Raw genomic sequence first — 19,794 nt, forward strand, 5'->3', positions numbered from 1 at the left:
TATGGCAAACGTTATGAAAAATGTGAAGCCTTTGCTCAAGTGGGTCGGTGGAAAACGCCAGCTACTGCCCGAGATCCACGCTGCCCTCCCAGCAGAAGGATTCGACGGATATTTTGAGCCTTTCCTTGGCGGTGGCGCAGTGCTGTTTTCGCTGACCCCGCACAAGGCCACGGTCAACGATCTCAACACGGAGCTCATCAACGTCTACGAGACGGTCCGAGACGATGTCGCAGGTCTCATCGAGCTGCTGCAGACCTATCCCAACGAGGAAGACTTCTTCTACGAGATGCGCAGCAAAGACCGTGACTCCTCCTTTGCACACATGACGCGCACGGAGCGCGCCGCACGAACGGTCTATCTCAACAAGACCTGCTACAACGGCCTGTACCGCGTCAACAACGCCGGCCAGTTCAACTCGCCATTCGGCCGCTACACCAACCCCGCCATTTGTGATGAGGAAACGCTACGTGCGGTCTCCGAGTACTTGAACAGCAACAAGGTTTCCTTCAATACCGGTGACTACGCGGCCATCTTGAAAGACGCCAAGGAAGGCGACTTTGTCTACTTCGATCCGCCCTATGATCCGGTCAATCCCACCAGCAACTTCACGGGGTATCAGTCCGGGGGCTTCGGCCGCGAGGATCAGCTGCGTCTCAAGGGGGTCTGCGATAAGCTCGACGCCGCCGGCGTGAAGTTCCTGCTTTCGAACTCGGCCACGGACTTCATTCAGGAGATCTACTCCGAGTACGAGATAAACATCGTCGGGGCCACCCGCTCCATCAATTCGGTGGCGAGCAAGCGCGGCAAGGTAGACGAGGTTCTGGTGCGCAACTATGGATGAGCAGCTGGCTAGCTTGTGCGCGGAGTTCGAGGTTCCGGATGGACAGACGCTGGGGCTGAACGACGTCGGCTGGCTCAAGGTTTTCCGCGATCCCACCGTTCGCGAGCAGCTTGAGCGCACCGGATTCGTGGTGGTAGAAGCAGCGCGCATCAAGGCGCTGTCCAGCCGTGAGCCGCGGCTTATGGCCAAGCACGACTTCTCCGCGGCGCGGCCCTGGTTCTTCCGGGAACACGGCTTATCCATCATGCCGGTGCGCCGAGATGCGTACCTGATTGGCCGCTTCGATGTCTATGAGAAGTTTCCCGAGCACGCCGCACCACTAAAGTCGCTGCCCATTCCGAGCGGCATTGAGTCGCTGGATTTTAAGAACCTGACCTCGGAGGCGGTGATGCTCAATGCGGCGGCACTGTCCGGAATCCTCACGGACTTCGTGGGTGGTGGGCAGCTCTACCCCACCGTGACGGGCCGCATGTCCACACTGCAGCTGCCTATTCGCCTGGCTGACCTGAACTTGGAGCTGGACGTCGACCGTGCGCAGATGGAGATCGACGGCGGCTTCGAATCCGCGGAGCGGCTCATCTTGGTTGAGGCCAAGAACCATATCTCGCCCGACTTCAACATCCGCCAGCTGTATTTTCCGTACCGGCGCTTCTCCCAGGCACTCGCCAAGGAAGTGGTGCCGCTGTACGTGGTCTATTCCAACGGAGTATTCCATTTGTACCGTTATTCTTTTCCTAATCCGGCAGACTTCCGCAGTATAAAGCTGGAGGATTCCGCCCGCTACGTGCTTGGCGGTTCGGAGGTCACAAGCTCTGCGCTGCGCGCCGTTGCGCACCGCACACAACCCGAGCCCGAGCCGCGCATCCCGTTCCCGCAAGCCGATTCTTTCGCGCGCGTGGTCAGCTTGCTGGAGATGCTGCCCGTGGCCAAAGCAGAGATTCCGCAACGCTTCGGCTTCACGCCACGCCAAGCGGACTATTACGTGAACGCCGGGCGTTACCTGGGCCTGATGGAGGTAAACGACGGAGTGGTTGAAGGCACCCCGCTGACGGGTTCGCGCGACGAGCGCAATCTGGTGCTGGTGGATGCCCTCGCGCGGCGGCAGGTGTTCAACGCCGTCATTCGGGAAGTCGTGGAGCAGCAGCGCGCACTCACCAAGGCCGAAGCTCAGGCGCTCATGGAGGAAGCAGACCTGGGGCTTACGGGGTCGACGCTACCGAGGAGGGCGTCGACAGTCGCGGCGTGGTCGCAATGGATTTGGGAGCTCATCGCACCAGAACAATTGATGCTGGTATAGCCTTCGCTGTCTCATCTATTGGGATATGTTGTACGTATGTACACAATTGGCGATTACCTTCTCGACCGCTTGGCGGAAGTCGGCATCACGGAACTTTTCGGTGTTCCCGGCGATTTCAATCTCAAGTTCCTCGACCACGTTGTGGCCCACGAGAAGATTCGTTGGGTGGGCAACTCCAACGAGCTCAACGCCGGATATGCGGCCGATGGATACGCCCGCCTGCGCGGCATCGGCGCATTCCTCACTACCTTCGGCGTGGGCGAGCTCTCCGCCGCCAACGCCATCGCGGGGTCCTACGCGGAGAACGTGCCGGTCATCCACATTGTTGGTTCGCCGCGCAAGGAGCTGCAAGCCTCCGTGGCCAAGATCCACCACTCCATGGGCGACGGCGACTTCGCCCGCTTCTTCCGCGTTGACCGCGAGCTGACCTGCGTGGCCGAGGATCTCAACGCAATGACCGCGCAGGCGCAGATCGATAACCTCATTGTCCAGGTATTGTTCCAGCGCAAGCCCGGCGCGCTGCATCTGGCGGCGGACGTCGCCAGCACCCCCTGCATGCCGCCGAAGGCTCCGCTGCCGCTCATCGAGCAGCTCGACTCGGAAGCCGCCGCGCAGGAGTTTGAGCGGGACCTGAAGGGCTTCCTCAAAGGGCGTACTCTCGCAGTGCTTGCCGACGTCCTCGTGCATCGCTTTGGCTGCCAGTCCACACTCCAGGGCTATCTGGATCGATCCGGTGTTCCTGTAGCAACGTTGAGCTGGGGCAAGTCCCTCATCGATGAGGAGACCTCGAACTTCGCGGGAATCTACTCTGGTGCGGCGTCGCACGGCGATACCCGCAAAACCGTCGAGGAGGCCACTGCCTTGGTGACCGTGGGCGTGGACTTTACCGATAACATCACCGCGGGTTTCTCCGTTGCGATTTCCCAAGATAACCAGGTCGATATTCGCCGCGATACGGCCTACATCCAGGGCAATGCCTACACGCCGCTGAGCATGGGCCGGGCCATCGAGATTCTGGACCAAGTCACAGCCGAGGTATCGCCAGAGTTCATGCCGGTGGGCAAGACCAACCCTGCAGAGAAGGTAGAAATCACCGACGATCCGTTGTCACAGGCACAACTCTGGGCGGTGGTCTCACGCGCGCTGGAGCCGGGCAACGTGGTCATCGCGGAGCAGGGCACCTCCTTCTTTGGACTCTCGGCGCACCACTTCCCCACCGATACGGTGTTCATCGGCCAGCCGATGTGGGGCTCCATCGGTTACACGCTGCCCGCAACACTTGGTGCGGCGCTGGCGCAGCCGGGGCGTCGTCCAGTGCTGCTCATCGGTGATGGTTCCGCGCAACTGACCATCCAGGAAATCGGACAGATGGTGCGCGAAAAGGTTCCCGCGGCCATCTTCTTGGTGAACAACAATGGCTACACCGTTGAACGCGCAATCAACGGCGAGGACGAGTACTACAACGACATCCCGGCGTGGGATTGGTCCAAGACGCTAGATTTCTTTGGGGCTGGCGACTTTGGGCTTACGCTGCGGGCCACTACTGGCGCGGAGCTCGAAGAATCCGTGGCCGTGGCCACCGCGAACAAGGACAAGCTGGTCTTTGTTGAAGCGGTGACCCCGTACAACGACTACCCGGAGCAGCTTAAGCGTGTAGCTGCGGCGCTATCCCCACGGAAGCACTGATGAGAACGCATCCGGCGATGATGAAGAACGCGCCGGATGCGATGTCAATCCAGGGGCCAGCGGCCAGTATGCGGCGGCGAATCGCGGACGTAGAAATAACCGTGCTGAGCAGCACGAAGGTGAGATAGGCTGAAAGCGATAGGCCCAGGATGAGTGCCACCGCGAGCCACAGCGGCGGATGCGGTGGCAGAAGCGGGGCAATCATCGCCGCGAGGTAGAGCACGATCTTTGGGTTGGAAAGGTTCGTGGCCAAGCCGGTGCGGAAGACCTGCCCAAGGCTGCCCAAGCGCAGGGCGGCCTCCTCAATATCAGCGGGCGGATTGTGGAGCAGTTCCAGACCGCCCTTGATTGAACGCACGCCCATGAAAATCAGGAAGGCACCACCGATTCCCTGAATGGCCCGCAGAATCCCCGGGAACGCGGTGAGAACTGCGGCGGCGCCAAACACGGTGATCGTGTACCAAAAGAGCACTCCCAACTGGATTCCGGTCGCGGCAGCGATGGCGTGCTTGCGCGAGCGCGTGGCGTAGCGGGTAACCAATACGATGTCAGGCCCAGGAGCCAACGCGCCCAGAAGGTTCATGAACATCAGTGCCGCAAATGCGGACCAACTCATGAAAAGCGCTCAATCAGGTCTTCGCGCCCAAACATGCGGGCGGAGTCCACGGCATTCGGGGTGCCAGCCTGCGGGTCAGCGCCGGCGGCCAGAAGTGCGTCGACCACGGCGTCTTCCTTCTTGAAGATGGCACCAGCCAGCGGGGACTGATTGCGGTCGTTGAGAAGGTTAACGTCAGCGCCAAGAGCGGCGAGTTCGCGCACGAGCTCGGCGTGGCCGTTGTAGGCAGCGAGCATAACGAAGGACTGGCCGTCCTGGTTAACCATATCGGCGTTGACGCCCTGCTTGATGTACTCGAGGAGGGCGGCGTCGCCGTGGCGGGCGAAGTCAAAAAGCTTTGAGGCGAATTCCTGGACGTCTTGGGTGATGTCTTCCATGAAAAGCAAGTCTATCGCGCGAGTTCAGCGACCCGGCGCACGGCTGCCTCAATGGCAAAGTCCTCATCGCCGCCTTGGCCCTTGACTGCGGCGTCGAGCTCCGCCATGAGGATGACCGCCTTGTTGACGTTGTCCTCAGACCAGCGGCGCGCTACCGGCTGGGTCATCTTCACCACGTAAGGGGCCAGCCCGGTGTCTTTGGCCAGGGAGTATTGGTCGCCGCGGGCTGAGTAAAGGCGGGCGATGGCGCCGACCTTATTGGCGAGAGCCGCGGCAATAGCCACCGGGGAGGCGCCAAGCTGGAGCGCGCGGCGGCAGGTAGACACGGCCGCCTCGACGCGGCCGGCCACGGCGGCGTCGGCAATGTCCCAGTTGGCCACCTCAGCGATGCCCACGTAGTAGTTGTGCACGGCCTCACGAGTGACGTTGCCGTTGGTGTCAAAGACCAGCTGGGAGATGGCCGAGGCCAGCTCGCGCAGGTCAGAGCCCACGCCGTCGAGGACAGCCTGCACCACGTCAGGGGTCGGCCGTACGCCGTGGGAGGCGAACTCGCGGGTGGCCCAAGAGCCCAGCTCGTTGGGATACAGCGAGAAGACCTCGTGCACCTCGCCCACCTTTCGCAGCTTGGCCACGATCTCCGGTGGTTTCTTCTTGCCCTTCAGTGTCTTTGCGGTGACGGTGTAGATGAGCACCAAGGTCATGCCCGGTCCAGGATCAGCGACCGCAGTGAGCAGGACCTGGGTCAGTTCCTTGCCCACCTTTTCCACGTCGCTGATGACGATGACGCGGTTGTCACCAAACAGTGACGGGCTGGTGGCCATGGCGATCTCGCCTTCGGAGACCTCAGAGGCTTTCAGGCGCACCACCTCGACGCCCTCCCCGGCCGCTTTCTGGATGGAAAGTCGGGCGCGTTCAGTGAGGAATTCGTCGTCGCCAAGGATGAGGTGGACTTGCTGCATGGGTGCAATTCTAGCGGTAGAACACCGGGATGCCTTCAGGAGTGCGGGTGGGATAGTCCGGCGGGGAGTCTTCGGTAACCACGATGGAGCAGGTGCCCGGCGGGATCGGATAAACATCCTCCTCCGTGGCAACCACGTGCACAGGTTTCTGTGGTGTCTCCAGGTGCCGCGGGACGAGGACCGCAATCACGCACAAAAGGGTCAGCAGCGGGCGGCGATAAATAATGCCGGCCACCACCCAGCCATAGGCCAGCAGCACGAGGAACGGGCTGGCGGCCACGGTGTTGAGAGCAAGCCCGGTGCAGCCGTGAGCGATAGTGTTGATCCACCAAGTAAAGGGTTCCGCCACGGCGAGCAGGCCCGCACCCAAGACGGAGAGCGGCCCTAGCTGGGCGAAGATGGCGGCTATAAGCCCGAGGATGGTCACCGGCGCCGTGGCGGGGGCGACTAGGACGTTGGCCAGGACCGAGACCACGGAGACTTCCCCCGCCATCAACGCCACAATCGGCATTGTCACGAGGTCCGCGGCGATGGCTACGGCAAGGGCACGGATAAAGATGTCGGGCCAGCCGATCACCGCGAGGTGCCGGTAGAGCAAGGGCGAGACCACCACGATTCCCGCAGTCGCGGCCACGGAGAGCGCAAAGCCAAAGCTAGAACACAGCTCGCTGTCGATGAAAAGCAACACGATTATCGCCAGGCTCAGGCCATGCATCGGCTCCATCCGGGAAGAGTTGAGCACCGCGAGCAACCCCACCAGGCCCATCACGGCGGCACGTTGGACAGAAGGCTCAAACCCGACGAGGAGCACAAACACCACGAGCGCGGCTAACGACGCCGCCACACGCAGCCGTGGCCCCTTCACCAACAGGGCCGCAGCACTACAGACAATCGCCACGTTGGAGCCGGAGACCGCGCTTAGGTGAGACAAGCCGGTATCAATGTAGAGCTGCTTCTCCGCGGCATCCTGCAGGGTGGTATCGCCCAACACCATGCCGGGCAGCAGTCCCTGCGAGGAAGGGCCCACTGTGGTGACCACGAGCTCGCGGAAGTTCTCCGCCACGTGCGCGGCCAACGAGTCCGGCGGCGTCAAGCTCGTCAGCCGCCCATGGGAGACGGTGACCTCTGCCCCACTGGGAGCAGGCTCATCCGCGAATACCGGAACCTGGAAGGGGTAGCCCGGCACGCGCAAACGCAGCAACCAGCCGCCGCGGGTCTCGGAGGGATCGGAGATGACGGTGCCGGTGAGGACGTCGCCAAGCGGCACTGCGCGCGCCAGCCGCACCTTGGTGACCACAATCGCAAGCGCACTCAAAGCAGCGCACAAGATTGCCTGGCCCCGTTGCCACCGCCACAACACGAGGGCGAAGACTGGCACCACAATGCACCAGTTGCCGTGCAAGGCCAGCAGCGTGGCCGCCCACACCGCACATGCGGCCGGCAACAGGCGCAGCTGCTTCATAGCTGGACCTGGTCCTTGAGGCCCTCGAACTTGGCCGGGCCGATGCCGCTGATGTCCATGAGCTGCTCCACTGAGCTGAAGCCACCGATTTCCTCGCGGTGCGCGATGATGGCCTCCGCGGTCACCTCGCCCACGCCTTTTAAGTCCATGAGCTGTTCTTTCGTGGCCGCGTTGAGGCTCAGCAGACCTTGGCCAGGTTCGCCAGCGGGTCCTGGCACGGGCGCAGGCATGCCGACGACTATTTGCTCGCCGTCGGTCAGCCGTTTGGCCAAGTTGAGGTTGAGGAGATCGATGCCGGGCTTGGGCCGGGCGTGGTCGAGGGCGTCGGCAATGCGCGCGTCAGGTGCCACCGTGACCAGGCCCGGGTTGTCCACCTCCCCCACCACGGAGACCACGAGGGAGCTTGGCGCAGGAGTCGAGGAGGTGGGGCTGGTCGCGGCATAGGGCTCCGCGCGCGAGGAAATCCCCAGCCACACCAAAATTCCCGCGGCCACCAGGACAGCGATGGTGCACGCAATCCACGGCGGCACGGAAATGCGCGGGCGTGGATAGCTGACGGTGAGGAGGTCCTCCTCCCCTGTGGGACGGGAGAGCTCGCGAAGGCGATCGCTGATGTGGGGCATGCCCTCGACGCTACGAAGGCGGCGCCCGAAGGTCGAGGGTCAATTGTCAAAGCTGTGGATAACTTGTTGAGCGCGTCAACAAATAGGTTACTTCTCCGCAGGCTTTCGTGGCGCGAAGAAGGAATGCGGCTTGTCTGGGGTCTCCTTACTAAAGACCACGGAGACGCCGATGGCGCCAGAGCCAGCGTGGACCGCGAGGACGTCCGTCAGCTCTTCCAGCATGAAGGACGAGCCCTCCGGCAAAGCCATTTCGAGCAGCTCAAGCAGACGCTCAGCAGGTTCTTCGGCGTCGTTGTGCTGCAAAGCCACAAATACTGGGTCGCCGTCCGCGCGGGAGGCAATGAGGTCCACGAGCTTGGTGAAGGCCTTGGTCTGCGTACGCGTCTTGCCCACCAACTCCAGCTTGCCGCCCACGATGGACATGATCGGCTTGGTAGCCAGGAGTGCTGTTGACAACATGGCGGTGGTGGCAGAAAGACGACCCGAACGGCGCAAGTCCTCCGTGGAGTTGAGGTAGACCCAGGTTTTGCCGCGCTTGACGGTGTCAACGGCCGCGGCGTGGCATTCCTCCAGCGAGGCGCCTTCCTGGGCAAGCTTGGCAGCAGCCATTGCCGCCGCGCCCATGACCATGCCGGCGGAGCCCGAGTCGATCACTTTGACGGTATCCGGGAACACGCCGGACGCGGTGACCGCGGCCGACCACGTGGAGGACAGTTCCTTGGACAGGTGAATGGCCACCACGCCGGCGTCGTTGGCGCGTTCCATCTGCCGGCCATAGGCGGCAGCCAGCTCCAAGGAGGTCAGGCCCGAGGTAGATTGCTCGCCCTCGGTATCCATGACGTGCAGATCAAGGACCTGGATCTGGAGTTGCTCCACGACTTCTTGGGACAGACCAGCAGCAGAGTCAGTGACAATGCGAACGGACACTAGACGTCCGCCCCCGCTCCGCCGACCACGTGCGCGCCCATGTTCCAGCCGTCGAAGTACCACTTGGCGCCATCGACGTTGTCCGGGGTGAACTCCAGGGAGGAAGTGGGATTGCCCGGATTGAAGTCCGGGCGGGCTGCCAGCTGGGACCAGTGGGTGTTTTTAAGTCCTGACAGGATGCCGTATTGCTTGTGCTCGAGGCCCAGAAGGTTGCAGGTCAACGCGGAAATCGCGCCTCCATGTCCGACCACGAGCACGGGGCCCGGGCTCCAGTCATGGGTGCGCATGAGCTCGTCGATGACGGGGCGGGCACGCTTGGCGACGTCCACCCTCGACTCGCCCTGCGGCGGCGCCCAGGTGGGATCGTGGCGCCAGATGGCGCGTGCGCCAGGGAACTCCTCGTCGACCTCGACGGAACTCATCCCCTGCCAGTCGCCCAGGTTGGTCTCGCGCAGGCGGGCGTCGATGGAAGGCTCAAGCCCGAGCTCCTCGCCGATGACGCGCGCGGTCTCGCGGGCACGGATGAGATCCGAGCACACGATGGCCGAGATGTTTTTGTCTCTGAGCATCGCCGCCGCGCCCTTGGCCTGCTCATAGCCCACCTCGGACAGCTCGGTGTCCAGGTGGCCCTGCATGCGGCCAGTGGCGTTATAGGTGGTCTGACCGTGACGGATCAGAATAAGACGGCGAGTCAAGGTTTAGTACTCCTCGTCCTCTTCCGGCTCCGGCTGAGCCAGCGGGATCTCATCAATGGACTCGACTTCGCGCAGGTTTACCTCGTTGGACCACTCGCCTGGGCGCTCTGGGGTCTCGATGCCGTCGATCTCGATGATCGGGCAGTCGTGATACAGGCGGTCCAGGCCGTAGAATTCGCGCTGGTCGTTGCGCTGGACGTGGATGACGATGTGACCGTAATCCAGCAGTACCCAGCGGTTTTCGCGGTTGCCTTCGCGGCGCTTTGGCTCATGGCCAAGCTTGGTCAGCTCGTCCTCGATTTCCTCCACGATGGAGGCCACCTGGCGCTCGGTCTCGGCGGATGCCAGCACGAAGATCTCGGTGATAGCAAGCACGTCAGAGACGTCGATGGCCACGATGTTCGTGGCCAGCTTCTCGTCAGCAGCGTGCGCCGCGGTTTCAGCCATCTTGCGGGCTACATCAGTAACGGACATGTGCTTTCCTTCAAATATCTTCGAATACTTTTTAGTTCTGCCAGTTTCGCACGTGAGAGGTGCGTTTGGCTATTTCCGTGAATTCTTTTTTCCCAAATTCTATAAAGGCTTATCAGGATTAGGGCCATAAAGATTGTTCTTAGCGATGTATTGCACAACCCCATCCGGCACGAGGTACCACACCGGCTCGCCTTCCCTGGCGCGCTCGCGGCAATCGGTGGAAGAAATGGCCATGGCGGGAATTTCGATGAGTTCGATCCCGGTTTGGGATTCTAGCGGCAGCATATCCTTGCTGAGTTCGTAGCCGGGGCGGGTGACGCCGACGAAGTTGGCCATCTCTAGCATGACCTCCCAATCGCGCCAGCTCATGATCGAGGCCAGGGAATCGGCGCCGGTGATGAAATAGAGCTCGGCATCGGGGAAAAGCTCGCGCAGGTCACGCAGGGTATCGATGGTGTAGGTGGGCCCCTTGCGGTCGATGTCGACGCGGGAGACGGTAAAGCGCGGATTCGAGGCGGTTGCCACCATGGTCATCAGGTAGCGATGCTCGGCTGCGGTGACGTCGCGCCCCGCCTTCTGCCACGGCTGGCCGGTGGGCACGAAGACTACTTGGTCCAGCTGGAAGCGGTAGGCCACCTCACTGGCGGCCACGAGGTGGCCATTGTGGATGGGGTCGAAGGTGCCGCCCATGATTCCAATGCGCTGTGGACTAGTCATGAGTGGAGATTATACGTGCACCTTCTGCCCATCCGCGGGCGTGGGCGCCTGGGTGAAAAAGAGATAGAGACATATTTTAAGGTCGAGTTTGACCGCTTCCCTGCAGGATCCACTTTGTGGAGGTCAGCTCCGGCAACGCCATCGGACCGCGAGCATGCAGCTTCTGGGTGGAGATACCGATCTCCGCGCCCATGCCATAAACCTCGCCGTCGGTAAAGGCGGTGGAGGCATTGAGCATGACGGCGGCAGCATCGACCTCATTGGCGAACTTAAGCAGAACATCGGCGTCCTCGGCGGCGATACCCTCGGTGTGGCCGGTGGTGTACTCGGCGATGTGCGCGATGGCGCCATCGACACCTTCCACGACCTTGGCGCAGATATCGTTGCTTAAGAACTCCTCGCGCCATTCCTCGTCGGTTGCTTCCACGGCGTTGGCCACGCCGAATTGCTGGAGCTCGGCGACCTCGCCATGGATGACCACGCCCGCCTCCTGAAGGGAGGTGATGACGCGGAGTTTCGCGACGTCGGCAAGCGCGGCGTCGAGCAGCACGCACTCGGTGGAGTTACAAACCGAAGGGCGGCGGGTCTTGCCGTTGATAACCATGGCGATGGCCTTGTCGAGGTCAGCGCTGGCATCGATGTAGAAGTGGCAATTGCCGGTGCCGGTCTCAATGGCAGGGACGGTAGCGCCCTCCACCACCGCATTGATGAGGCGAGCAGAACCACGGGGAATCACGACGTCGACAAGCCCGCGCGCCATGATGAGATCCTGCACCGAATCGTGGCTCTCGCACGGCAGGAGTTGCACGCCCTCGCGCGGAAGGTCGAAGTGCGCCAGGGTGTCCTGGAGGATCTCCACGAGCTGCTCGTTGGAGTTGCGTGCGGACTTAGATCCGCGCAGCAGCGGCACGTTGCCAGACTTGAGCGCAAGGCCAAAGGCATCCACCGTGACGTTCGGGCGGGCCTCATAGACCATGCCCATAACGCCGAGCGGCACGCGCACCTGCTTCATCTGGATGCCGTTATCCATGGTGTGGCCCCGCAGTACCTCCCCTACTGGGTCCTGCAGGGCGGCGACCTGGCGCAGGCCGCCGGCGATACCTTCGACGCGCGTGGCGTCAAGCGAGAGCCTGTCGATTAAAGAATCATTCATCCCGGCCGCGCGGCCAGCGGCGACGTCGCGCTCATTGGCCTCGAGGATCTCAGGGGTGCGGGCCACCAGGTTTTCAGCGGCACGCAGAAGAATCTCATTCTTGCGCGGGGTAGAAAGCTGCGCGAACTGCGGCGCAACTTTCTTCGCCTGACGTGCCAGTTTTAGTACTTGGTCTCGTTCTTCATCGCGAGTGAGTTGGCTCATGAGGCTCAAGCTTACTGAAGTTAGCCTCGACAGGACAGACCATGGGCACGCCTTCGTCATCGATGACTCGAGCGCGGATGCCATAGACCTCACCCAACAGCTCGGTGTTCAGCACCTCTGCGGGCGTGCCATGGGCATGCACGCGGCCGCCATGGAGAACCACGAGCTCATCGCAATAGCGCGCGGCCAGGTTGAGATCATGGATAGCTACCAACGCCACCGCCCCGCGGGAGACCTCCTTGCGCAAGGTATCCAGCAGATGCACCTGGTGGCGCAGGTCGAGCGCGGAGGTCGGCTCATCCAACAGCATCAGTTCCGGCTCGCGGGCCAGCATCTGCGCCACGGCAACGAGCTGGCGCTGGCCGCCCGAGAGCTGGTGGACGTAGCGGTGCGCGAGATGCACGATGCCGAGCTTTTCGAGTGCCTGCACCGCCGATTCCAAGACGTTGGCCGAACCGCGCTTAGCGGAGATGACCACCGATTCAAAGGCGGTCAGGGAAGCGCTGGTCAAAAGGTCCTGCGGCACGTAGCCCACGGTGGCATCACCGGTATCGCACGTACCCGAAGTTAGTTTTTGGATGCCAGCGATGGTTTTGACCAAGGTGGACTTGCCCGCGGCATTCGGACCGATAAGGCCGACGATGGTGCCGGGGCCTGGTTCTGGGAGGTCAACGCCCTTTAGAACCTCCCGTTTACCAAAGTTCACGCATGCTTGTTCTACTTTCAGCACTTGATCCTCCTCTTGGTGAAGATGAGCAGCACGAAGAAAGGAACGCCAACAAGAGCGGTGATGATGCCGATGGGCACGGCAACGCCGGGGATGATGGTGATGGATACCGCGTGGGCACCCGCCAGCAGCATCGCGCCCGCTGCCATGGAGGCCGGAGCGAAGAATCGCTGATCCTCGCCCACCAAAAGGCGTGCCACATGTGGGCCAACCAAACCGATGAAGCCAATGATCCCGGCGAAAGCAACGGCACTTGCGGCCAGCAAGGATGCCACCACGAGGGTGGAAACGCGCAGCCGCTGCACGTTGATGCCCAGCGCTGCCGCGCGCTCATCGCCCAGGCGCAGCGCCGTGAGCTTCCACGCGTTGAAGGCGGTGAAGGGCACAGCGATGAGCAAGGTGGCGGAGATGATCAGGTTGGACACCCAGTTCGCGCGCTGCAGTGAGCCCATGGTCCAAAAGACGATCTGCTGCAGGGCCTCAGTCGAGGCGCTGTATTGCATCAGCGAAAGCAGCGCCTGGAAGAGGAATACCAGGGCGATGCCAAGCAGAATCATTGACTCCGCACTAGCGCCGCGCCACACCGCCGCACCTGCGACGATGGCCACGGCCACTAGAGCCGAGAGCCAAGCGACGGCCGCGAGATTGAACTGCGGATTTCCCAGCACGGTCCAGCCCAACACGATTGAGGCAGCGCCACCGAAAGCCGCGGCGGCGGAAATACCCAAGGTGAAAGGCTCGGCCAAAGGGTTATCCAGAATGGTCTGCATGTGCGCGCCGGATAGCGCCAGTGCGGCGCCGATGAGCACGGCCATAACCGACGCCGGTAGACGCAGGTTCCACAGGACCGTGCGGGTGGTTTCATCCACCTGGCCCGGTAAGAAAATGCCACGCAACATCTCCATCGGGGAAAGGTGAATCGGGCCGACCACCGTGGCGACAACGAAGGCCACGAAGGCAGCAAGCACCAGTCCACCGATGGTGAGTACCTTGCGTAAGTTATTGCTTCGGTACTCGGCGATTACCTGGTTGGTTTCGGTTTTCTGGTCAGTCTGCGAACGATCAGAAGAGGTCAAAAGTGCCATTTTCTAGTGCTTGTGTGCGTCTTTGGTGGTGAAGAAAACGCCGCTGTAGTCGATGGGCAGCCACTTGTCGTGGAAGTCAGCGAAGTCTTTTTCTGGGTCTAAGTCCTTGAAGGTTTCTGGGTGCATCCACACGGCAAACTGCTCCAGGGCGAAGACGTTGAAAGGCGAATCGTAGAACTGGTGGTAGACAGCGTGGAAGTTGCCTTCCTTTGGGGCCTCAAGCTGATCAAAGCCCGGGGTCTTGAGCAGGCCTTCGAGGGTCTCCTGCGCCTTTTCTTCCTTGGCCGCGTAACCCATCTCCACGTGCGGCAGGACCTCCGGCTTTTCCGGGTCCTTGGCCCATGCGCCGCCGGTGGCGATGATGTGCTCTGGCTGCTCAGCAAGCACCTTTTCTGCGGTAAGGTCTCCAGACTCGGTGTCCAGCAGGCTATCGCCCAGGTTCTCACCGCCGGCGGCATTAACCAGGTCACCTAGGTTAGAGTCCTTGACCGTGGAGCAGCAATCCTTCAGGCCCGCTGCGCGCCAGACCAGGGTGCGCGGCTTGTTGCCAGCCTTTTCTGCGCGGGACTTGATGTCATCTACCTTGCCGGTATAGAACTTGTTGAACTCTGCGGCCTTGTCCTCCTGGCCGAGGAGCTGGCCGAAGACTTCCATGGACTTCGGGGTGTTTTCCAATGGCTTCTGACGGAAGTCGGTGAAGACGTACTTCAGACCGGCCTGATCCATCTTGTCCAGGAAGCCGGACTTCTCCGCAGCCTTCTTGTGGTCGAGGGTCATGACCACGACGTCCGGCTTTTGCGCGAGCAGGTTTTCGACGGTTACGTCGCCCTTGGCGATGTTGCCGATAGTCGGCAGATCCTTGTACGCCGCATTGGTTTCGGCGAACTTGGATTCGAAGCTGGGCGCAGCCTGGTGGAGATCCTTGCCCACTGCCACAATGTTGGCGAGTGGGTCTTCACGGTTGAGGATCGAGGTGGCGAAGAGCCCGCGGCCTTCGCCCAGGACGATGCGCTCTGGCTGCTTGTCGAAGGTGACCTCGCGGCCAGCGACGTCAGTGATGGTCACAGCAGTGTCCCCCGCGGCGCCGGTAGAGCCGGTGGACGCGGAGGTGTCTTCGCTGTTGCTGCACGCGCTCAACGCAGTCGCGGAGGCGAGCATAGCCAGGGTGGCTGCCGCAATGCGGACGGAATACTTGGGTACGTTGAAATGGGTCATGAAAGAAAGTCCTTTACTCACGAACAATAGCCAAGCTAACTTAGGCTTAGCTAAATTGAACACGTGCGAGAATACAACCACTCACGTAGACCCGGAAAATGGTCCCCCCCGAGTTTTATTTAGGTCACTTTAAAGTTGAATAAAATCCTCTAAAGAAACTCATCCCCTACAGCATGGTTATCCGCGCCGGATGTCACGTGTGGCTATAGCTCAAGCGCGCAGCCACCCGCACTACGTTCCAAGTAGTTCCACCCCCTGTATTACGCGGTACACCCCAAGCGAACAGTCTATGATCCATGAGAATGCCAGTTCGTTAGGATGAGTTTATGGATAAACGACCAAATGTGTCGCTTCCTCTAAACCTTGCCGAACAGCCCGAGGCAATAACTGGCGAGAAAGTTGGTTATGCCCGTGTGAGTTCTAAGGATCAAAACCTGGAGCGGCAGACCGAGCTGTTACGTAAAGAGGGGGTCTCCTCTCTTTATGCAGACCGGATGACCGGTTCGACGCGCCAACGTCCAGGACTCGAAAAAGCTCTGCGGCATGTTCGCAAGGGCGATCAGTTGATTGTGACATCCATGGATCGCCTCGCCCGCTCGCTGTCTGATTTGCCTTCCATCGTTGATGACATCACTGCACGTGGTGTTTCGGTGAAGTTTCTCAAAGAGAGGGCAGGCTTACTCGAAGGATTCGATGCCGGTGGCCAAGCTTATGCTCGGGCTCCTGGGATCCGTGACGGAATCTGAGCGTTCCATCAGCCGCGAGCGCCAGGCTGAAGGCATTGCACCAGAAAAAGAACGCGGCGTTTATAAAAGGCGAGCAAAGGTGCTCACAGCGGAGCAGGTCGAGCAGGCGAAAAAGTGGATCGGTGAGGGCATACCGAAAACGAAATTGGCCAAACAGCTCGGCGTTGGCCGTACGACTTTGTATAGCTACCTTTAATATGATTGAGCCTTTACTTCTTCAGTGGGCCCTCAATGTGGGTGTATTCTTGAGGTGAAATACTGAAGCTTGTAGCGAGTTGAGTAGCATATAAACGCTAAACGAGCAAAAGTTGGACAAACTGCAGAGGTAGCTTGCGTTTATTTTTTAGATAGCGACGTTAGTTATCTGTGCTACTGAACTCAACTATCGTATCGGAAAAACATTATCGAAAAGACAGCAAGTGTGGTTGTTATGAAGAATTCAGGATAAATTCTCCATTCTATAATCTCCATAGAAAAAACCCTGATAACGCCAAATATAAAAACTATTGCACTGGCGACTGCAAGTGCCCAAGCAAGGCGTCGTGCCGTTGGGGTTCTCTTATTCATTCCTTAACCTTCCACTTGCTGTGATGATTTTTCGAAGAGAATAATTTTCTAACACTTCGAGGACACGGCAGCTAGAAAGCCGCTTGAGCCAAGTCCCCACATTGCCAAAGCAAGAGCCTTGCCGTGGAGTCCAGCCCTGGAGACGATCTTTGTTGCGTAGGTCCATCCTCCTGAATGAACCAGATCGACTGCCCATAGCAGCATGGTGCAGGCGAATCCTCCGATTCCTCCACTCCGTACAGAGATTTCACCTTCTTTTGCTGCGGGTGGGAGTACCTGGATTACGCGGGTTTCGCCTGTTTCATCAGTGAGCGTCGATTGGCCAGTCTCGGCATTGAAGGAGCCTCGAATTTCTCTTCCATTCTCATGGAAGATTACCTCTCCATTTTCTAGGTGGGTGACGGTTGTTTCTGGTGTCTCTTCCCCGTGCGTTGGGGGAGACTGGATTGAATCTGCGGAAGGGGTCGGTTCTGCATTGGCGATCCCTGTTCCTGCAAACGGAATCGCTAGTGCCAAACTTAACGCCGTTAGCTTTGTTCTGACGCTAACTTTTGTCATGCGATTCTCCTAACTCTAGAGGTGATACTTAAGCAACTTTCGAGGTGATTCTTAATGTACCAGAGGTTAATCATCTAAAGAATGGTTTTCCATAAATGTATACGTTCGTATAGCCCAAGCGCGCAGCCTCCCCCGCGGACCCCGCGGACTACTGCCCCAGCTCCTTGCGGCGCTCGGCTGCCAGACGCAGGCGCTCGGCCCGGTCTTTGTCATCCTTCTTTTTCAATTCCTCATAAAGTTTTTTGTCGTCCTCGGAGAGCTTGACCGCAGCCCTGACACCCCACGAGGCGAAAGCTGCAATCGGGAAGACAAGCCAGAAATAGTCCCAATTGAAGACGAAAAGACCCAGGAAGAAGAGGATCATCGTCACTGACCAAAGAACAGCATTGATTCGTTGGACTAACCCTCTGCGTCGCTGCAGCCGGTCGAGCTCGGCCTGCGCTTCCGATTCCTTGAACGGGACGGCCTCTGCAATTGGATTGTCAGGAAGGTCCTCAAAGAGGGAAGCGATCTCGCCGCGGGTACGCGCAACAGCCGCCTTTCCTGTGCGGTCTTCGAACTCGTTAATGTCGATGAGACCGTTAGCGAAGTGGGTGCTGAGGAGGCATAGCGCATTGTGGCGTTCGGCGTCTCCCACACGAATGTCTTTGTTCATGCTTTTAAACTTTAATATCCAGCGTTCGGATCCACACGGGTAGGAATTTCCTCGCCAGCCTCAAAGGCCGCGGCCACCTTTGCGGTGTGTGCTCCCAAGTGGCGACGCACCGAGTTACGGGTATTGGCAATGTGCGGTGCAATGACCACCCGCGGGTCCTTCCACAGCGGGTGATCATCCGGGAGCGGCTCCGGCTCAGTGACATCGAGCGCTGCGCCGGCAATCTCGCCAGAGTCCAGCGCTGCCAAAAGATCCTCGGTACTGATGAGCGGGCCACGGCCCACGTTGACCACCACCGCGTGATTCGGCATCTGGGCAAACACGTTTTTGTTGACCATGTGGTGGGTCTGCGGGGTAAGCGGCGCGATGAGCACAAAGTAGTCGGCCTCAGGCCAAACCTTGTCCACCTCGGAGATGGGATAGGTCTCATCCGCGCCTGGAACCGCGTTGCCGGACCGGTTTACGGCAATGATGCGCGGGCCAAAGCCAGAGAGCATCGTGATGAGCCGCTTGCCGATACCGCCGGCGCCGATGATCGCCACAGTCTTGTCCTCGTGCAGGTAGGTCTTGTGATCCTGCACCTCCTCGTAGCTGGAGAAGGTGTCGTTGACATAGCGATGGGCATGCAGCTGCGCGAGCAGCAGCGCGATGGTGGATTCCGCCACGGTGTTATCGAATACACCAGCGGCGTTGGACCAGATAACGTCGGTCTCCTTCATGACATCGAGCAGATGGTCTACGCCTGCAGAAGGAATCTGCACGAACTTGATGTTCTCCGGCAGTCGCAACGGGAAGTCCGAGCCGTCGCCGTTGTAGATGAGGAAGTCGGCATCGGAAAGCTCCGCGAGCTCATGGCCAGCTCCCCGCAAGGTCTCGATGGATTCTTCCCATTGTTCCGGCAACATAGCGTATTTCATGGTCTTCTCCTAGGGTTTCTTTGGCTTCTAGTGTCTAGATTCGGGACGCGTAATTGGAAAGGTAGTCGGCGTGCACAACGGGGCGGCGCAGCTCCTCGGGCAGCTCCTCGGTGTGGCGGCCGATGACCGAGCGCAAAATCTTCGAGTCAAAGCCCACCTCGCCACGGCCGATGTTTTCGCCCTTGGGTCCCAGGATGTCGATGATTTCCCCGGCGTTAAACTCGCCGATGACCTCGGTGACGCCAACTGCCAGCAGGGAGTTTCCTCCCCTGGTCACGGCTTCTACCGCACCCTCGTCAAGGCGCACAGCACCGCCGGTATCGGCACAGTAGAGAGCCCAGAACTTCCAGGCCGAAAGATGGCGCTCGGGGCGGGTGTGGAACACGGTGCCCACGGAGGCGTCGGCAAGCGCGCGCCCGATGTTGTCAGCCGCAGTCAGCAGAACAGGGATGCCTCCGCGCGTGGCGATGCGCGCCGCGGCGACCTTGGTGGCCATGCCGCCGGTGCCCACGCGGCCGCCATCACCAGCGACGACGCCCTTCAAGTCCTTGCCCGTGCGAACCTCCTCGATGAACTTGGCCCCGGGCTCAGAGGGGTTCTTGTCGTACAAGCCATCCACGTCAGACAGGAGGAACAGTGCGTCGGCACCGACCAAGTTCGCCACCAATGCAGAGAGGCGATCGTTATCACCGAAGTGCATCTCCGAGGTAGCGACGGTGTCGTTCTCATTAACGATGGGCACGATGCCGAGCTGGCGTAGGCGGTCGATGGTGCGCTGCGCGTTGCGCGCGCGATCACGCTGCCCAGTATCGGAGGCGGTCAAAAGTACCTGCCCGATGGAGCGGCCATAGCGGGCGAAGGAAACGCCCCACTCATAAGCCAGGTGCACCTGCCCCACCGCGGCAGCCGCCTGCTTGGTAGCAAGATCCTGCGGGCGACGCTTGAGCCCCAGCGGGCGAATGCCAGCGGCAACCGCGCCCGAGGAAACCAGGATGACATCAGAGACCTGCATGCGCGCACAGATGGCGTCGACGATGCGGTCGATCTTCTCGGTAGAGGTTGTGAAATCGTCCTTGGTCAGAGACGAGGAGCCAATCTTGACCACGATGCGCTTGGCCCGAGCTAGCTCGCTGCGCAGCTCGGATTGATATGCAGCGGGTTCGCCTAATTCCGGGAAATCCGGCTGCGCAATCTTGCCCTGCGAGGGCTCTAGCGGCAGCGGATACTCCGGGAAGGACTCGTTGAGAGTGGGGATGGAACAGCGATCTGATGTGTCAGAGGTCATGCCATCCC

22 protein-coding genes are annotated in these 19,794 nt (G+C 60.4%); 5 read left to right on the forward strand and 17 right to left on the reverse strand.

From position 1 onward, the window contains the following. The first annotated feature begins 13 nt into the window (after positions 1 to 13). The 3 genes from HMPREF3148_RS07040 to HMPREF3148_RS07050 are packed head-to-tail and all read left to right on the forward strand — an operon-like array spanning position 14 to position 3,824. Positions 14 to 841 (forward strand): DNA adenine methylase, encoded by an 828-nt coding sequence (locus HMPREF3148_RS07040; RefSeq protein WP_049147742.1) that lies wholly within the window; start codon positions 14 to 16, stop codon positions 839 to 841. After that, positions 834 to 2,138, forward strand: a complete 1,305-nt coding sequence (locus tag HMPREF3148_RS07045) for a type II restriction enzyme (RefSeq protein ID WP_049151647.1) — start codon at positions 834 to 836, stop codon at positions 2,136 to 2,138. Before HMPREF3148_RS07040 ends, HMPREF3148_RS07045 begins: the two co-directional genes overlap by 8 nt. Before the next feature lie 36 nt (positions 2,139 to 2,174). Continuing rightward, positions 2,175 to 3,824, forward strand: coding sequence for an alpha-keto acid decarboxylase family protein (locus HMPREF3148_RS07050; RefSeq protein WP_049151646.1), 1,650 nt, complete (start codon positions 2,175 to 2,177; stop codon positions 3,822 to 3,824). On the opposite strand, the gene HMPREF3148_RS07055 is transcribed toward HMPREF3148_RS07050, so the two are convergent. The 13 genes from HMPREF3148_RS07055 to HMPREF3148_RS07115 form a co-directional block, all read right to left on the reverse strand. Next, a complete protein-coding gene (locus tag HMPREF3148_RS07055) occupies positions 3,784 to 4,440 on the reverse strand; it encodes a LysE family translocator (protein WP_049151645.1) in 657 nt (218 codons plus the stop codon). The two genes, HMPREF3148_RS07050 and HMPREF3148_RS07055, sit on opposite strands and share 41 nt — an antisense overlap. Continuing rightward, positions 4,437 to 4,817, reverse strand: coding sequence for an ankyrin repeat domain-containing protein (locus tag HMPREF3148_RS07060; RefSeq protein ID WP_049063153.1), 381 nt, complete (start codon positions 4,815 to 4,817; stop codon positions 4,437 to 4,439). The genes HMPREF3148_RS07055 and HMPREF3148_RS07060 overlap by 4 nt, the downstream gene beginning before the upstream one ends. A gap of 11 nt (positions 4,818 to 4,828) precedes the next feature. Further along, complete coding sequence (gene holA / locus HMPREF3148_RS07065) at positions 4,829 to 5,776, reverse strand: DNA polymerase III subunit delta (RefSeq protein WP_172953403.1); 948 nt, start codon at positions 5,774 to 5,776, stop codon at positions 4,829 to 4,831. 10 nt (positions 5,777 to 5,786) lie between these two features. After that, the gene (locus tag HMPREF3148_RS07070; protein WP_049147750.1) at positions 5,787 to 7,238 is read right to left on the reverse strand and encodes a ComEC/Rec2 family competence protein; all 1,452 of its coding nucleotides are present in this window, start codon (positions 7,236 to 7,238) and stop codon (positions 5,787 to 5,789) included. Further along, positions 7,235 to 7,861 (reverse strand): ComEA family DNA-binding protein, encoded by a 627-nt coding sequence (locus HMPREF3148_RS07075; RefSeq protein WP_005528321.1) that lies wholly within the window; start codon positions 7,859 to 7,861, stop codon positions 7,235 to 7,237. The genes HMPREF3148_RS07070 and HMPREF3148_RS07075 overlap by 4 nt, the downstream gene beginning before the upstream one ends. 87 nt (positions 7,862 to 7,948) lie before the next feature. Then, entirely contained in the window at positions 7,949 to 8,788 is an 840-nt protein-coding gene (locus HMPREF3148_RS07080; protein ID WP_049063155.1) for a DegV family protein, read from the reverse strand. Next, on the reverse strand, positions 8,788 to 9,483 hold the full coding sequence (locus HMPREF3148_RS07085; RefSeq protein ID WP_049063156.1) for a histidine phosphatase family protein: 696 nt from the start codon (positions 9,481 to 9,483) through the stop codon (positions 8,788 to 8,790). Before HMPREF3148_RS07085 ends, HMPREF3148_RS07080 begins: the two co-directional genes overlap by 1 nt. A 3-nt stretch (positions 9,484 to 9,486) precedes the next feature. Further along, positions 9,487 to 9,957 carry a ribosome silencing factor gene (gene rsfS / locus HMPREF3148_RS07090; RefSeq protein WP_005528318.1) on the reverse strand — a complete coding sequence of 157 codons (471 nt, stop codon included), beginning with the start codon at positions 9,955 to 9,957 and terminating at the stop codon, positions 9,487 to 9,489. 99 nt (positions 9,958 to 10,056) lie between these two features. After that, positions 10,057 to 10,674, reverse strand: coding sequence for a nicotinate-nucleotide adenylyltransferase (gene nadD / locus HMPREF3148_RS07095; RefSeq protein WP_005528316.1), 618 nt, complete (start codon positions 10,672 to 10,674; stop codon positions 10,057 to 10,059). Between the two features lie 76 nt (positions 10,675 to 10,750). After that, the gene (locus HMPREF3148_RS07100) at positions 10,751 to 12,031 is read right to left on the reverse strand and encodes a glutamate-5-semialdehyde dehydrogenase (RefSeq protein ID WP_049063157.1); all 1,281 of its coding nucleotides are present in this window, start codon (positions 12,029 to 12,031) and stop codon (positions 10,751 to 10,753) included. Then, positions 12,009 to 12,761 (reverse strand): ABC transporter ATP-binding protein, encoded by a 753-nt coding sequence (locus HMPREF3148_RS07105; RefSeq protein ID WP_005528314.1) that lies wholly within the window; start codon positions 12,759 to 12,761, stop codon positions 12,009 to 12,011. The genes HMPREF3148_RS07100 and HMPREF3148_RS07105 overlap by 23 nt, the downstream gene beginning before the upstream one ends. Then, a complete protein-coding gene (locus HMPREF3148_RS07110; RefSeq protein ID WP_049063159.1) occupies positions 12,755 to 13,843 on the reverse strand; it encodes a FecCD family ABC transporter permease in 1,089 nt (362 codons plus the stop codon). The genes HMPREF3148_RS07105 and HMPREF3148_RS07110 overlap by 7 nt, the downstream gene beginning before the upstream one ends. A gap of 3 nt (positions 13,844 to 13,846) precedes the next feature. Then, positions 13,847 to 15,058, reverse strand: a complete 1,212-nt coding sequence (locus HMPREF3148_RS07115; RefSeq protein WP_049063160.1) for an ABC transporter substrate-binding protein — start codon at positions 15,056 to 15,058, stop codon at positions 13,847 to 13,849. Between the two features lie 326 nt (positions 15,059 to 15,384). Between HMPREF3148_RS07115 and HMPREF3148_RS13220 the strand changes: the two genes are divergently transcribed. Together HMPREF3148_RS13220 and HMPREF3148_RS14040 are read left to right on the forward strand one after the other, a co-directional pair. Further along, positions 15,385 to 15,804, forward strand: a complete 420-nt coding sequence (locus tag HMPREF3148_RS13220; RefSeq protein WP_083287726.1) for a recombinase family protein — start codon at positions 15,385 to 15,387, stop codon at positions 15,802 to 15,804. Then, the gene (locus HMPREF3148_RS14040) at positions 15,791 to 16,000 is read left to right on the forward strand and encodes a helix-turn-helix domain-containing protein (RefSeq protein WP_236081519.1); all 210 of its coding nucleotides are present in this window, start codon (positions 15,791 to 15,793) and stop codon (positions 15,998 to 16,000) included. The genes HMPREF3148_RS13220 and HMPREF3148_RS14040 overlap by 14 nt, the downstream gene beginning before the upstream one ends. Positions 16,001 to 16,419: 419 nt before the next feature. On the opposite strand, the gene HMPREF3148_RS13535 is transcribed toward HMPREF3148_RS14040, so the two are convergent. The 4 genes from HMPREF3148_RS13535 to proB form a co-directional block, all read right to left on the reverse strand. Continuing rightward, a complete protein-coding gene (locus tag HMPREF3148_RS13535; RefSeq protein ID WP_141741074.1) occupies positions 16,420 to 16,929 on the reverse strand; it encodes a hypothetical protein in 510 nt (169 codons plus the stop codon). 148 nt (positions 16,930 to 17,077) lie between these two features. Next, positions 17,078 to 17,584, reverse strand: a complete 507-nt coding sequence (locus tag HMPREF3148_RS07125; protein WP_049063162.1) for a DUF1707 SHOCT-like domain-containing protein — start codon at positions 17,582 to 17,584, stop codon at positions 17,078 to 17,080. An 11-nt stretch (positions 17,585 to 17,595) separates the two neighbouring features. After that, positions 17,596 to 18,501, reverse strand: coding sequence for a D-isomer specific 2-hydroxyacid dehydrogenase family protein (locus HMPREF3148_RS07130; protein ID WP_049146647.1), 906 nt, complete (start codon positions 18,499 to 18,501; stop codon positions 17,596 to 17,598). A 34-nt stretch (positions 18,502 to 18,535) separates the two neighbouring features. Further along, positions 18,536 to 19,786 carry a glutamate 5-kinase gene (gene proB / locus HMPREF3148_RS07135; protein WP_236592621.1) on the reverse strand — a complete coding sequence of 417 codons (1,251 nt, stop codon included), beginning with the start codon at positions 19,784 to 19,786 and terminating at the stop codon, positions 18,536 to 18,538. Positions 19,787 to 19,794 lie beyond the last annotated feature (8 nt).

Source organism: Corynebacterium sp. HMSC05D08 (assembly GCF_001807215.1).
In the GTDB taxonomy this organism is placed as follows: domain Bacteria; phylum Actinomycetota; class Actinomycetes; order Mycobacteriales; family Mycobacteriaceae; genus Corynebacterium; species Corynebacterium striatum.

What these genes read in the sequence shown, in the direction of transcription:
- holA (WP_172953403.1), bottom strand. Translation starts at nt 5,776, where the DNA reads ATGCAGCAAGTCCACCTCATCCTTGGCGACGACGAATTCCTCACTGAA.
- HMPREF3148_RS07075 (WP_005528321.1), bottom strand. Translation starts at nt 7,861, where the DNA reads ATGCCCCACATCAGCGATCGCCTTCGCGAGCTCTCCCGTCCCACAGGG.
- HMPREF3148_RS07100 (WP_049063157.1), bottom strand. Translation starts at nt 12,031, where the DNA reads ATGAGCCAACTCACTCGCGATGAAGAACGAGACCAAGTACTAAAACTG.
- HMPREF3148_RS07050 (WP_049151646.1), top strand. Translation starts at nt 2,175, where the DNA reads ATGTACACAATTGGCGATTACCTTCTCGACCGCTTGGCGGAAGTCGGC.
- HMPREF3148_RS13220 (WP_083287726.1), top strand. Translation starts at nt 15,385, where the DNA reads ATGGATAAACGACCAAATGTGTCGCTTCCTCTAAACCTTGCCGAACAG.
- HMPREF3148_RS07125 (WP_049063162.1), bottom strand. Translation starts at nt 17,584, where the DNA reads ATGAACAAAGACATTCGTGTGGGAGACGCCGAACGCCACAATGCGCTA.
- HMPREF3148_RS07055 (WP_049151645.1), bottom strand. Translation starts at nt 4,440, where the DNA reads ATGAGTTGGTCCGCATTTGCGGCACTGATGTTCATGAACCTTCTGGGC.
- rsfS (WP_005528318.1), bottom strand. Translation starts at nt 9,957, where the DNA reads ATGTCCGTTACTGATGTAGCCCGCAAGATGGCTGAAACCGCGGCGCAC.
- HMPREF3148_RS07115 (WP_049063160.1), bottom strand. Translation starts at nt 15,058, where the DNA reads ATGACCCATTTCAACGTACCCAAGTATTCCGTCCGCATTGCGGCAGCC.
- HMPREF3148_RS07110 (WP_049063159.1), bottom strand. Translation starts at nt 13,843, where the DNA reads ATGGCACTTTTGACCTCTTCTGATCGTTCGCAGACTGACCAGAAAACC.
- HMPREF3148_RS07040 (WP_049147742.1), top strand. Translation starts at nt 14, where the DNA reads ATGAAAAATGTGAAGCCTTTGCTCAAGTGGGTCGGTGGAAAACGCCAG.
- HMPREF3148_RS07060 (WP_049063153.1), bottom strand. Translation starts at nt 4,817, where the DNA reads ATGGAAGACATCACCCAAGACGTCCAGGAATTCGCCTCAAAGCTTTTT.
- HMPREF3148_RS07045 (WP_049151647.1), top strand. Translation starts at nt 834, where the DNA reads ATGGATGAGCAGCTGGCTAGCTTGTGCGCGGAGTTCGAGGTTCCGGAT.
- HMPREF3148_RS07070 (WP_049147750.1), bottom strand. Translation starts at nt 7,238, where the DNA reads ATGAAGCAGCTGCGCCTGTTGCCGGCCGCATGTGCGGTGTGGGCGGCC.
- nadD (WP_005528316.1), bottom strand. Translation starts at nt 10,674, where the DNA reads ATGACTAGTCCACAGCGCATTGGAATCATGGGCGGCACCTTCGACCCC.
- HMPREF3148_RS07130 (WP_049146647.1), bottom strand. Translation starts at nt 18,501, where the DNA reads ATGAAATACGCTATGTTGCCGGAACAATGGGAAGAATCCATCGAGACC.
- HMPREF3148_RS13535 (WP_141741074.1), bottom strand. Translation starts at nt 16,929, where the DNA reads ATGACAAAAGTTAGCGTCAGAACAAAGCTAACGGCGTTAAGTTTGGCA.
- proB (WP_236592621.1), bottom strand. Translation starts at nt 19,786, where the DNA reads ATGACCTCTGACACATCAGATCGCTGTTCCATCCCCACTCTCAACGAG.